We start from the raw sequence: 13,965 nt of genomic DNA, 5'->3' as shown, positions 1-13,965 counted from the left end.
ATGGTATTATATTTTTGCTAATCGGTGTATTTATTCGTTATCAAATAGGTAAACGTAGGTTTAACCGTAGAAACATCGCAGGACTGCAAATATATACTAGCTATTTAAAGGGATTGATAATTGTGACTATAGAAAAACTGCTTAATTTTTTTGGGATGCTTTGTATTGTCTTAGGGTTGATTGCAATAATTATAATGCATTAGCCTCTAAAAACCTTAAAATTCTGGCTCGGCCCTTACGGGCATGATATGTCATTATTATACTTTTAATAGATTTTTATTTAGGCATCTTCATAAGATCTTGATCATGAGCATTTTTGAGAACCTTACCACAATAAGAAGAAGGCGGGTCAATTGAATTGGTTTATCCAAAAAATTAAACAAATAGTGATAAAATACTATTTTAATACTATTTTTCGAGCAACCCTGTCATATCTGTAATTCACTATTGTTCCCTTTATCAAAAGATTTATAGCTTCATCAATTATTGGCAAAGGCACAACAAACCATTCTCTAGGAACTAATCTCCGCCCCTCCGCATCATAGATATCAATATTTAAACAATTCTCTGCAAAAAAACGATGAATTAGTTTCTCAAAAGCCTGAACGTTTAAATTGTAACAAGAGTAAGTTGCAATGATTTCCACATCACTGTACAAATAAGTAGCCTCTTTCGAAGCATTTTTTATTCTGTCAATTACTTTTGTGGTAGAGAAGCCAATCTTGAATAGATCATCCAAGCTAATTATTTCCGCTCTTTTAGACTTTGATTTTAAAACATAAACCCAACCACTTTGCAAATCCTCTTCCTCAACGAATCCAGTACTCCTATTTAGTTGATACTGCACATTCTCATCTGTATCAGTGATTACCTTACCGTTCTTTTGTATCACTTTGCCAAGTGAACGATAAAGCATATTGGACATAGTGGCATTCTCAAAAATGGTCACTGTACGGCCATCTAATCTTTTTCGACCACCAATTTCTTCTTCAGTTAATACTGCCGATTCAAGATATAGCAATAGACCATCCAGCAAATAAAAATGTTCTACTTGGATATTTTTGTAAACATTTTCTGCAGGCAATAATTTACGTTTACCACTCTTTAAATCCTGATGTACCTGCTTGAACATAACTTCATACTTCTCAAAATTTTTCTCTTTAATAGAAGTTCTTTGAGCCACAAAATCAGCATCCGCTCTTTTATCAATTTTAGGTGTATGTCTAAACTCAAAAATGGATAAGTCTCCCTCTGGATTTAACAATCCTAAATCATCCTCCGCTAGTATATCATCAAGGGTCCTTTTTTCCATTTCCACTTCACCAAGTAAATTAAAACGGTCAAAAGGTTTTAATATTTTCTTTTTGCTGTCATTACTTCTAAATCCTCTCAGCCTTGCGGATAAACTATATTCAGACATACTGCCTGTTGATGGTTCACTATTATTTTTTTCATAGAACGCATTAATTTCTTCAAAAGAGTCTATAAGCCTATCTTCATCAGTATTGAGGTTAGTAGATTTTTCTTTTTGGTTAAGCAGCCCAGAAGCATCATCATCAAATATATCGTCGAGTGTTTTAGCCATTTTGTTCTCGCTTTCTTTTTGCCTCTCTTAAAAATATTAAAGCTTGCGCCATTCGTTGCTCTTTTTGGTCGAAAGATTGAATATTTGGCTGTTCCCCAGTCTTCGCCACCCATTCTTTAATCTTATCCCACAATAAAATAGCTTCTTCTTGTGTCATTTCTATCTTAGACACATTTATCGTGTCTTGTATTGCCTTAAGAACTGATGTAGTAACAGATTTAGACAATATTTCAAACGCTTTTTGGAAAGGATTAATCGTGTCTATTAAATCAATATGGATATCGTCTATATCAACAAAACTTCCAGCCATTCTAATAAACTTTTTACTTCCTTGCTCTTCTATTGTACTGTTTTTAATAACAGCATCTACAACAACATATTGCCTAACCGCCTCTACATCTTCTGGACTTAAATCTGGATATATTTCCCTGATTATTTTAGGAATAATGATTGTGTTAATTACTTCTGGTTCTATATTGCCAGGCATAGCCTTAAGCATTGTATCATCTTGTAATATTCTTGCTTTTAAATCATTTAAATCACTTTCTATAATATCCTTAGCTCTTTGTGATGTTGGTAATTTAAAACCCCTAACTTTTATTGTCTTTCCATCATCCTCATTTTCCTCATCGTCAATCTCGTCATCATATTTTGGCCTGAAATTAAAGTTTGGTGCTAATACCTGCTCCATTAACAACGATGCTGTAATTGCTTTTAACATATTGTTTACAGCTAGTTTTACATCATCATCTACAGCATCTGGTTGCGCAATTAGATTTGTAAACTGTGCATGCGTTTTATTATTACTGTCTCTGGTTGCTCTACCAATTATCTGAATAATTTCTGTTAACGAGCCTCGATAGCCAATGGTTAACGCGTGCTGACAGAAAGGCCAATCAAAGCCCTCTTTTGCCATTCCTAAAGCTACTATTATATCAATATCATCAGCACTACTAACACCTCTTAAGTATGCTACAGCTTTATCACGCTCTTTTTGGTTGTCATTTACTAAATCGGCTATTTTCAAAATGCGTCCACTTCGTTTACTTTTTACGTAAAGAATTCCTGTTTCATCATCTTGATATTCTAACTCTCCAATACAATCAATTACATGACTAACTTCTTCAAGTTTTTCTTTCGAGGATTCTGCCGAATTTACACTTGGTATATGGATGATTGTTTTTAGATTTTCATCTAGTATTTCTTCAAGTGCAGATAGCCCACTATCATCTTGTTTTTTATAATACCTACCTTGATAAAAATGATAGCCTATACCAAGCGATTTTAAGTGTTCGTAACCGTTTAATTGCTCATAGTAATTATAGGTAACCTTTGTGAACTTTGCTTCATCCTCAGGCAAAAGAACTGGAATGCTATCCCCTCTAAAGTATGAACCAGTCATAGCAATTATATGAGCAGTAGATTTTTCCATTACCTTGCGTAGCACTTCTCCTAAACGATTTTGACCGTCAGCAGAAACATGGTGGAATTCATCTATTGCTAAAAGACAATCATTTAAAGACGTATCAGTCATTCCCTCAAAAGCGAAACGAAGTGTTGCATGTGTACAAATAAGTATGTTTTCATCACTCTCTAGAAAAGATAAAAATGCTTTTACTTTACTACCATCATTACCAACTGTACATAGATTGTATTTTGGGTTTAGTTCCCAATCAGCAAAAAATCCAAACTTGGTTAATTGAATAGGACTAAATGAACTACCTATTGAGCGTTCAGGAACTGCAACAATAACTTTGCTAATACCTTGATTTTTCAATTTATCTAAGGCAAGAAACATCAATGCCCTAGATTTACCTGACGCAGGTGGGGATTTTAATAAAAGATATTTTGCTGTTCTTGCCTCAAAAGCTTTAGCTTGCATTTCACGCATACCAAGGCTATTTATTTGCTTGCTTTGACCAGTTTGGGCATAATTAACTTTTACCAAGTTAATTGGCTTTGAATAAGTTGTGGTATCTATCTTTTCTTCGTTCACTTGCTTTTTAATTTTTTGATGGTTTTTACTTTTCCAAATAATGTATCTTTTTTGGTCATTTCCTCATAAAGCTTAAATAAATGAGTTAGTCTCTCGGCATCCAATGCAAACGGTGCTAACCGATAAATCCTTTCAATAGCCTCATCTAAGGACGTGTGTGCTTGCCTTAAGCCAGTAGGCATTGTATCAGGATCATACATCCAAGCCATAGTTTTTTCTGGATGCTTCGCTCTCTCGTCTAAAATATCAAAAACATATTGAGTGATAAGTTCTTTTTGTTTAAGACTTATTTCCGGTAGCGGAAAGGTATTATAGCTCATTGACACTGAATACTGCACATCCATTTTTAGACGACCAGAAACAGCCTTAATCCAAGTTATATGCATCCTTGAGGATAAAATCCCAAAAATATATGGCTCAGCGTTGGGTATTAGACGACAAGCATTTGAAATTATATAATTCTCATTAAAATATCCTATAGGTAGATATTCTCTTCTATCAGACCCCGTTTGAGGAATTAATATAACTTCACTATCTGTAAATCTATTCTCACCAAAAGAATATGGCTTACTAGCAAGAACTTTAGTGGCTGTTCTTTTACTTTTTTCCCTAAAAACCTTAACTTGATTTATCCGTTTAGCAATAACTGGATTCTTCAGAGCCAATTCTAGATTTTTTTCTGTAATCCAAAGACAATACTTTTCTATATTATGCATAAATTCATATGCACCAAGAAATTTTTTAAAAAAAGTTTGATTGGTTTTACCTAAAGTAATAATTTCTTCTTTTTCATGTTTATCAAGTAATAGATAACCACCATCGTTTGGCATACTTCCGTATATCATTTCAGGAAACTTGGATAGATTGTTTTTTCTGGGATAAACATAAACATTGTGTGATGCAAATAAATAAGCATTTATATTAGACACCTGTTTTTTCACTCGATCTAAAAATAAATACTTTGGCTGTGTCGAAATATTTCGAAGGCCAATAATAATTACGCTAACTCCTGCATTCCCAATCGCGTTATTAGTCCATTTGAAAGATAGATACGCAAATTCAATCTCAAACTTGTCATCTAATAGTGAAGGCCATAATGCTGAAACTTGCTCACCTTGGCAAATTGAATTAGTACTAACGAATGCAAACTTAGCATTTAAATTTTCAATATATTTTCTTGCCTTATAAAACCATATTGCAATATAATCTAGATTATTTGCCCCGCTAAAAGAATTTAAATTAAATGCAATATCGCCTTTTTGCTCCTCATTTTGTTTCCGAGCACCATAGTAAGGAGGATTACCCAAAATGTATACTTCATCATCTTTTTTAATGGGGCAAACTATTTTCCAATCTATTCTAGTGGCATTTCCGCAAGTAATATTCCCAGCTTGTTTAAGTGGCAGTATTGGTTTACTTTGTCCATATCCCTCCAAACGCTCATCAAATATCTTATTCATTTGATGTTCAGCTAACCAAAGAGAAAGTATCGCCATTTCATGCGCAAAATCTTTTATCTCTATACCATAGAACTGAGAAAGAGAAATCTCAGTAAACCATATCTTTGTTTGTGAACCACTAAAATTCATTTTAGACTGCTTTGCAGGTATCACAACTTGATGACCATTAGTAGTAAAATGAATTTTTGACTGACTTCCATCAGCTATAGAAGTTGGTTGATTAGTTAAAGAAATTATTTGCTGAATTATTTCTATTTCTAAAAGTCGTATTTCTTTATAGGTTATAATTAGAAAATTTCCGCTTCCGCATGCAGGATCGAAAAACTTGATTTTTGATAATTTAACCAATAATTTATCTAAAGCCTTTGCGTTGTCAATATTTTTTTCAAATTCTTCCTTTAAGGAGTCTAAAAAAAGTGGGTCTATTAATTTTTTGATATTAGGAACAGATGTGTAGTGCATACCTAAATCGCTACGCTCCTCGGGGTCGGCTACAGCCTGTATCATTGAGCCAAAAATATCTGGATTAATTTCACTCCAATCTAAATCTCCACAGCTTAAAAGTAAAGCTCTAGCTTTTGAGGAAAATTTAGGTGATTTTATATTATCTCTAAATAACCCTCCATTTACATATGGGAACTGATTTTGTAGATAGTCGGGAAAAGAACCATTTTCAGTATTTAATCGGTTAAAAAATGAATTCAAAAACTCATCAACATCTTTACCATTAATATTTGTGTGTTGTGATAAAGTCTCCGTAAAAATGCTTGATTTCTCAAATATACCTGTGTCCTCTGCAAAAAAGCAGAATAGTAGTCTTGAAAGGAAAATGTTTAGTTTATGACTATCATCTTTGTAATCAGGGTTATCTTGAACTAAAATATCATAAAGCTGTGCCATCTTGTAGGCGGCGTCCCTATCAGCTTTGTTGTCATTTGAAGATTTATAAACCTCAGCACCAGTTAACGGCAGAAAAAAATCAAAATATTTTGGTAAATCCTTGAGTGGAAAATCTCTATTTAATTTTGTTTTTAAATCTTTGGCTACTAAAGTTTTGTAATCTGTTACAATAACAAATCTTGGATTTTGTTTAAGTAATCGTTCGTCAATAGCAAACTCATCAACTTTTAAATGTAAATCCCGTTCGGCGTAAGCAAAAAACAATTTGTTTTTATATAAAACTTCGCCAGCAATTTTAGAAAAATTGAAGTCTCCTTTCTTTAATCTGTTGACCGATGTTTTCGAAATTCCATAAGCTAAGAGCAAATCATAAATAAATTCTTCATTATTAAGATTTGCTATCAGTTTTTCGAGATTAGCTTCAATTTCTTTAGAGGTCATAACTCAAAAGTAATGTTTTTAAGCAAAAGCGATATGACCATTTACCTTAATTGTGGAAATAGCCTTTAGAATGACTTCAGAAAACTCTGAATACTCATCTTTTTATAGGTAGGTTGGATAAACCAAAGTGTTGAACCTAGCTCGCCAAAAATAATTTCAGTATAAAACTTTAATTTCCACTGAAATCGCAAAAGCAATAAAAGTATTGGAACGCAGTCAAATAATTGTTTTGTCCAGCAATCTTCCGAATTAAAGCTAATTTAAGATTTTTTAATTACGGATTATAAAACCGACTGAAGCTTAATAAGCTATTATATTATGAAAAACTCATTCTAAAATATTTCTTAATCCAACAATTTTGGCCATTGTACTATGAATACCAAATACCCTAGAAAGTTTTAGCTCGACCATACCTCCAATTAAATTGGGATTAGAAAACATATCCAACACGTCTCCTTCAAAAATATAATGTGGTTTTGATAGTTCAAGTGGATAAACCATAAACTATTGACCCCAGTTCACCAAAAATAAATTATTGGTAACCTTTTGATGACCAGTTTGTTTTGTGTAATTCTGAAATTGGTGGAATGGGGTCAATCAAATTGGTTTATCCACTTTAGGGCTAAACGATTCATTTTAGAAAATTCCTCTAAATGTGTAATTCTACTTTTGATTTTTTCAGCATCATATTTTTCATAAACTTCATCAGTAGTTTTCTTGGCGCTTACATCATCATCCTCGTACTCTTCAAGGAAATGCGATAGATCAAAATCGGTAAGCTTACCCATGATTTCCATGTCCACTCCTGATTCAGCTGCAGCTCCATACTTCAGCCAATTTTCCGTTTCCGAATCTTTAGCCTCTTCCGTGCATTTCTCGATTGCAAGTTCAATAATGACCCTAGCGGTCTTGTCAGCTTGCTGGGCAAATTTTATCCATTTAGATTGGCTATCATTTAGCGATAGCGCATCACCTTAGTTATGCGGAATCTGATGATAGTAAAAATTCCTATGGCGTTCTGGGTCAATACTTTCTAAAAGAGAAAAAATTCTTTCAAAACTCCCAAAGGGACGAAGCCCAGAAGGAAGCTGCCACCTATGCTGCCAGAATCTGAGTATTGTATCAAAGCATTTTTCTTCAGCATCTTCTTTTTCCCTCCCCGCGGCATGCTCTGCCTTTGCCATTTGCTCAGCAATATAATGGCACATCCATCTTCCAAACGTATCCACTCCGGGATCCAGTCCAAGTTGATTAACGAACTGTTGCCCCAAGCTGCGTACTGCCTCCGGCAAATTTGATTTTCCCATCTTTTGTAATTAAAAATATTTTGTGTTTAGGCGGTTTATATCCCGAATAATCGGATGAACCACCGTACCTGCTATAAAAACTTCTTTCCAATTCTACCTTGACAATTAAGGCAGATTGATAAATTTCACACAGCGACTGAATGAATTCAAGCGAACAGCGCAGACGCATCCCCGATTGATTGGCCTGTTCTTCACGCTCAAGGATTTCACTTACCCAGGTTTCTGATAATGCCTGAACATTTCCCGTTTCAGCAGTCCGGTAAGTTTTAAAATCACCGGAAACTTCAATTCCCATTCGCTCAGTGACTTCCCTGCCGATAGCAATTGGGGGAAACATCATCTCGTTGGCTAGTGGATCATATTGATCGAGCCCTTTGGTTACCTCCCCTTGATAAAGCCATCCCTGGAGCATAAATGAACTGGAATTCACTTCCATTCCCTCCTCCTGGTAGGAAGGAAGTTTAAAATCATAGGGATCATTACAGGTGTCCAAAGCATTCAAAAGCGAATCTGCGGTTGCAGTAGAAACCAGAGCAGAGGTAATATGATAGCCTTCTTTATAACTGTTGTGGCGTTCTGTCCACCAGCCCTTGACATTGACCCATACCTGCCCGTCCAGTTCCATAACTACACCATTCTGAAAATCAAGGTCAGTAGTTTGCTCTATCCACTCTTTTTGTATCTCCTGTCGTATCCAGTCAGGCCTGTTTAACGGCAGCGCATCTTTGTATTCGGACAGCCATTTTGCATTCGGGACGGTTAAAAACTGTTCTGCGATCCAGTCGTCCCAACGCTCATCAGCTCCATCGGAAGTATCAACGACCGGCATCTGCTCAACGAGCATTCCCGCAACAACCATCATCCCATGATAAGAATTATAGAAATCAAGATTATCGGCTTTTGGAAAACCCCCGTGGCTATGGTGGGTACCATTGTCGTTGGAATGCCTGTTCCAAAGGCCTACCCTTGGATCCTTTTGATAACCACCGTCCGTTATTTTCCAGTCATTGACAACTACATTGGCTACAAGGTCTTGCACTTGGTTTTCAGGCACACCAAATATCCTGCCCAGTGGGGCAAACCAATACCTATCGAAATCCCAGCCAAAATGAAAATCAATGCCAGTAGGTACCTCCCCGCGCACATGCCAATAACTATCAGTGGCAAAATTGTATTTTTCGTGAAGCACACCAATCGGTACCCCTATCTTATTGACCTCTTTTAATTCTTCCTCGGAATAAGTTCCTGGGAAGGCGGCTTCAATGTTCCTGGCTGTTCTTGCCGCAGCAATCTGGATAATGATATGCTTTTGTTTCACTGCAAAATTAAAAAATAGGTCACGGTATTCTTTAAGATGCTCAGGGGAAGTTAGAGAAATTCTAGAAAATGCGATAAGGAGGTATTGCTTGGCATGTAAACGGTAGAACGGGTACTGGTGACTTCCAAATGCGCCGACTTCGCCCGAGCCAAGCCATTCAGCCAGGTGTTTGAAGATTTGGGGGTAATTGAATTCAGACATTTTGAGCACAGCATTCGCTGCCCGCCATCTGGTTTCCCTAAAAGGCGATCCCAGCGCCGACCAGATATAACCTGCAATACCATGATCTGTTCCGCGCTTTGTTTCCAGCCAATCTGCCCAGTTGCCATCACCGAAATCAGAATCAATGTGCAGCTCAAACCTCAACATCGAATAGTCCAGTACACTTTTTGCTTCTGCTGGGGTAATCAATGAAGAGGCTATCCGCACAAAGCCAAAGAATACCTCCGCCGAGGCGAACTCTGCGCCAGCGGCAAGGCCTTCCAATATCCCCAGGTTTAAGTTCAGTGCGTTATCTGCACTTTCTGGAAGCGATTTTAAAAAAGTGTCAAAGCTATATAAACTTGTGAATTTCTCGCAATACTTTCTGCCAAGACCCTTGATAACCGATGGAAAATTTCGCTTAAAACCAGCTGAAATCAACCAAGTTTTTGGCAAGTGTTCGAAAAACGTCTGGAAGTCGTAGTATTCCGTAAAATCGCAGAGTTCCATTGCCGTTATGAATTTGAGCACCTGGTCACCCTCAAGCTGACCGATCGCGCCCTCCCAGAAAGTTGCACGACCGAAGTGCTTTTTATTTTTCTTTTCATAGGCATCAAAACGCGCTTTTGCTTTGGCCAAGCCTCCTGGGGTCATAAGATCGACATCCTTGAAAAACTTCGCCCATGGCAATTCCGCACTGAAATCTGAAAGTGATATTTCTTCATGCTCTTTTGCGGCAATGGAAGGCAGGCTTTTAATGACCTGCTCAAGTAATATATTGCTAAGCCCATTCTCCTTGGCATACCTGGCTAGCTCACGCCAATAGTGTTCACTCACATTCTGTTTGCTAAATTGCGATACGGTATCAGCCAGGATAAGCTGTCTGTCTGCATGGGATACCGTTTCGATTGCCAAACAATGCTCGACCAATGCTTCCAGTTGTTCAAGATTCACAAAAGGAACCAGCGCCCATGTCCGTAACGCTGCTGAAGGCTCGGCACGCATTAACTCAAGCAGCATATGAATATGCATCCATTCAAAGCGGCCGATGTCCCGGTCTCGCCATCGGCTCAAAGCCGAAAGGCCTGCGTTTGTGGAAAGCCTGACCGCAATCTGGACGGCTTCGCTTCTGTCCCAGTGCTTTTCCCTTTTCTGTTCTCCTACAACTTCAGCAATCCGGATAAACCGGTAAGCCAGTCCATCTAAAGGCTCATTAGGTTGTTCGCAAGTTCGCTCTGCAAGGGCAGCGACTGCCTCCCATCGATAACCCAGCTCGTCTCCAAATTTGGACACAATACCAATGGCGTCATCAAAATAAGCACTCGCATCTGCTTTGGAATGGATCATCACGGCCCTTGCCAGGCTAATGTATTTCTCAGCCAGTTCCTCTGGCCCCTGATCGGTAAAATCCTTAATTAGGCCATATGTAAAGTGCTCAATGTCGCTGCTATGAGCTTTTAAATGCGGCAACCGGTAGGCTGCATTGACCGCTTTCAACCAGTCCGAAATTTTCAGCGATTGCGACCGATAAATATATTTCTCGAAAAACTGGCGGCTCTGCTCCATAGTGATTTTAGAAGAAAAAATCAAAATCTCCAGCTGTACCTGCACAATCTCTTGGGGAAGGGTATCGTGGCCCTTGTAGCGTCCCGATCGCGCCTTTTGAGACATAGCTGCTACATCGTCTAGCCCTGCCACCCCCATTTGGCCAGCAGAAGAGAATATATCCATCCGGCATAAATACCAGGGAAGCAATCCTTCAATGATATGGGTAAAGTCGGTCTTCTTTTGGGAAGTGGTATGATCGCTCTTTTCTTTAATCAGTTCCTCAGGCAGAATAGAATCGATATCTACCAATCTGTTCCCTTCCAGAATGCACCTTAAGGCAAGCACGCGCATAAATGCGGTACGGGTGTTGGAAAAATGATCATCCATCACCATCCGTGTTGCCCTGATGGGATAATAGTGGTTTAAAGCAACCAAAATCTGTGCTGGAGGGAGTATACGGTAAACACAGCACTCCAGAAAAGCAATCACTGCAACTTTAATAGGCTGACCAATATGGTCAGGTAATTTGATTCTTGTTTTTGGCTTAGTTAGCTCAGCCAGACAATCGGCAATCATTTCAGCCTCAGGAACGTGACCAGCACAGTGCAGTTCATTTGTAATGGCAACTATAAAATAAGGTTCTTTCTTCCACAGTAAAAGAAGCTGGGACAGAATTTCGAACGATCCTTTGGCTACCAGGTTTCTGGCAAGATCGCTAACGATCCTGAACACACTTTCCTTTGGTTTTAAGCCATTTAGAAAATCTGCACAGGCATTCACACCGTCCAGATTAAGTTTAGTAATAGCAATTTCTAAAATATCGCCATCCTCAAGCCTATCCTCCCTGTCGTAGTCATTGCGTTTTTTAGCGGCCTCAAAATAAATCGTCAGCCAATTCAGCGAAGAACGAAGATATCCTCTCGCCTCTCCCTGATATTCGTAAAAATTCGATAGCAACGAGGCAGAATAGATATTTTCTGATCCCATCCAAGCTCCCGACAACAACCTTCTAAAAGCAATATGCTGAATTTTTTCTTTGCTCTGCAACTCTCCCAGCAAATCAATATTTTGCCGCAAAAGTCCGATCTGCCGTTCATCCCCGGCCACTTCTTCCCCAGCCCTCATGGCCAGTTTCACCGAGTCGCTTATTTTATTTGCCTTTAGGGCGGCCTTAAAGGCAAATTGCAACCGGTAGACCTTTACATTTCTGGCGTCAATCGGATTTTCATGTGGCAATAACTCATCGGACAATGCCAGCCGGATCAGCTTTTCATATTGGCCTGCCTGCAGGTACAACTGAGGCAGGATTTCCGAAATATAAGCGGACTGCTCTGCCAAAGGCTCCAGTTTGATGATGTACTGTTCAAAGTCCGAGGGGTTTCCACAGTATTTGTTCCTAAACCAAGTCTCGGTCGGTTCATCCCGGAACTGGACCGATGAGTCCGTAAGCCATAAGGGACGCCCAATGTCGGCCACAAAACTTTTTACGCTCTCCTGGGGAACTCCCGAAGCCTGGGCAAGCACATCGATGGGTATGTTTGGCGAAAGACTTGCAAGCCCAGTGCAGATTGCCTCTATATCAACCTGATATTCCACGGGAAGCAAGTCTTTAAGCCTGGCCACAGCTGTTTCCAGTTGGACTTGGATCTGATCTTCCACTGATGTTGGTTTGGGACCCAAACCAGCAAGTAAAGCTGAAACTGAGGCTGATTTAGTGTCAAGGGCATTCGACTGCACACGGGGATTGCCAGTGGTCAGCCTGTGGAACTCTACCCCTTCGACCTGGGTTGCCTTGGAATAATGGTTTCTCAAATGCGCCAGAGATTCGCCCTGTGAAAAGGGCTTTAATTCCAATTTCGTGATATAACTCTGAGGTTGCAATAGCCCAATCCTTTCTGGCCTGCATAAATAAACCAGCTTACATCCTTCCGGCATAGTCTCCCTCAAAAGTTCATGCGCAAAGCAGCTTTGGTTAAATTCCTTAGCGGCCATTTCCGCGTTGTCTGCCGCATCAATAAGTATGGTCAAAATAGCCTCGGGATAAGCCTGGCGCAGCTTTTTGACTGCTTCTTCAAGGCGGTACAAAAACATCCTGGTCAGCTCGCGATCAGCTGAGGCACTACTGGTAACAATCAACGGTTCACAAAGGCCAAGGGTCGCCAGTTCATTAGAAATTTGCACCATCGCTTCCCGATGCCGGTGCCTAGTTTCGCTGGGATTCCGGTACTTTCCAGCACCAAAACAGTCATAACCTATCCCGACCGAACCCTCTGGTACGCTATCGATGAACTGCCTTGTGAATACAGATTTGCCGACTCCGCCCTGTGCATAAATGATAACCGAAGTTGCAGAGGAATGGATTTCCCTGATCAGTTCTTCATGCTGGGTTCGTTTGATCGTTTTGTCAAGCGTTTCCCATACAGCCTCGGCCGGATAAAGTTCCCTTTCGGAACTTATACCTAGGCGCTGCAGGATATCTTCCCTAAAGATTTTACCTTTGGAATTGGGCAAAGCCCTATCCTTTACCATTGCCGTAATGTTTTCGACTTGTATGTTCGGATTTACGTCAAGCAGAATCCGTGAAAGTTCTATCCGGAGCTCCGCTTTCTGCTGCTGATAATCTCCATGTCCATCCTCTATCCTGATCAAAGAACAGAAAGTCTGCAATTTTCCATCGTCCAGACCTGTGTATTTTTTGATGGTGGATAAAAACCGTTTTTCCACCACCGTTCCCTGGGCAATTGCCCTTAGGTTTTTTATAAACTTGGATTCGAGCGGTCTATTGGTCACCAGCACGAATGAGATATTTTTACTACCGGTTTCCGACTTTGAATCATGGTCGAGAAACCTTGCCGAAAATCCCGAAACGGTATCTTGCAGGTCGCTAAGCTGAACTGGCTTGTCCTTACGGACGGTGGTATGCTTTAGCTGATAGTAATCGATGCTTTCCCGTCCCTGATCAATAGCATATTCGGTCACATCGATGACGTATTCTCCAGCGGCATTTACCTCCTTTGATCCTTCAACGACCATACTGGTCAATTTGCTATTTGGAAATAGCATCCTCAAACACCTTCTTGCCGCCCAGCGGTAATGAAAGTCGTCCCCAGCCCGGGAATATCCTACTAAATTATCTGCCATCGCGATTGAAATTTAGTTCAGTTAGGGATTTAAAATGGTAATAAAAAATATGATTGTTTAATTTCATG

Annotated in this window: 7 protein-coding genes; 1 reads left to right on the top strand and 6 read right to left on the bottom strand. The window is 39.3% G+C overall.

From position 1 onward, the window contains the following. On the top strand, positions 1-203 hold a 203-nt coding region (locus ACHFIZ_RS16905; protein ID WP_410887987.1), incomplete at its 5' end, for a hypothetical protein. A 194-nt stretch (positions 204-397) separates the two neighbouring features. On the opposite strand, the gene ACHFIZ_RS16900 is transcribed toward ACHFIZ_RS16905, so the two are convergent. The 6 genes from ACHFIZ_RS16900 to ACHFIZ_RS16875 all read right to left on the bottom strand — a co-directional run bounded on the left by ACHFIZ_RS16900 (position 398) and on the right by ACHFIZ_RS16875 (position 13,897). Then, positions 398-1,585 (bottom strand): GIY-YIG nuclease family protein, encoded by a 1,188-nt coding sequence (locus ACHFIZ_RS16900; protein WP_410887985.1) that lies wholly within the window; start codon positions 1,583-1,585, stop codon positions 398-400. Beyond that, positions 1,578-3,581, bottom strand: coding sequence for a DEAD/DEAH box helicase (locus ACHFIZ_RS16895; protein ID WP_410887983.1), 2,004 nt, complete (start codon positions 3,579-3,581; stop codon positions 1,578-1,580). Before ACHFIZ_RS16895 ends, ACHFIZ_RS16900 begins: the two co-directional genes overlap by 8 nt. Next, a complete protein-coding gene (locus tag ACHFIZ_RS16890) occupies positions 3,578-6,382 on the bottom strand; it encodes a class I SAM-dependent DNA methyltransferase (protein WP_410887981.1) in 2,805 nt (934 codons plus the stop codon). Before ACHFIZ_RS16890 ends, ACHFIZ_RS16895 begins: the two co-directional genes overlap by 4 nt. A 593-nt stretch (positions 6,383-6,975) precedes the next feature. Continuing rightward, positions 6,976-7,170, bottom strand: a complete 195-nt coding sequence (locus tag ACHFIZ_RS16885) for a hypothetical protein (protein WP_410887979.1) — start codon at positions 7,168-7,170, stop codon at positions 6,976-6,978. A 186-nt stretch (positions 7,171-7,356) separates the two neighbouring features. Then, positions 7,357-7,689 carry a hypothetical protein gene (locus tag ACHFIZ_RS16880; RefSeq protein ID WP_410887977.1) on the bottom strand — a complete coding sequence of 111 codons (333 nt, stop codon included), beginning with the start codon at positions 7,687-7,689 and terminating at the stop codon, positions 7,357-7,359. Beyond that, positions 7,634-13,897, bottom strand: coding sequence for a hypothetical protein (locus ACHFIZ_RS16875; RefSeq protein ID WP_410887975.1), 6,264 nt, complete (start codon positions 13,895-13,897; stop codon positions 7,634-7,636). The genes ACHFIZ_RS16880 and ACHFIZ_RS16875 overlap by 56 nt, the downstream gene beginning before the upstream one ends. Between the last annotated feature and the right edge of the window lie 68 nt (positions 13,898-13,965).

Origin of the sequence: Pedobacter sp. JCM 36344 (genome assembly GCF_046546555.1) — a bacterium.
Lineage (GTDB): Bacteria > Bacteroidota > Bacteroidia > Sphingobacteriales > Sphingobacteriaceae > Pedobacter.
This window is presented reverse-complemented; position numbering and strand designations above follow the sequence as displayed.

Excerpts from the sequence above, each read along its gene's own strand:
- ACHFIZ_RS16880 (WP_410887977.1), bottom strand. The coding sequence starts at position 7,689 with ATGGGAAAATCAAATTTGCCGGAGGCAGTACGCAGCTTGGGGCAACAG.
- ACHFIZ_RS16885 (WP_410887979.1), bottom strand. The coding sequence starts at position 7,170 with ATGGGTAAGCTTACCGATTTTGATCTATCGCATTTCCTTGAAGAGTAC.
- ACHFIZ_RS16875 (WP_410887975.1), bottom strand. The coding sequence starts at position 13,897 with ATGGCAGATAATTTAGTAGGATATTCCCGGGCTGGGGACGACTTTCAT.
- ACHFIZ_RS16900 (WP_410887985.1), bottom strand. The coding sequence starts at position 1,585 with ATGGCTAAAACACTCGACGATATATTTGATGATGATGCTTCTGGGCTG.
- ACHFIZ_RS16890 (WP_410887981.1), bottom strand. The coding sequence starts at position 6,382 with ATGACCTCTAAAGAAATTGAAGCTAATCTCGAAAAACTGATAGCAAAT.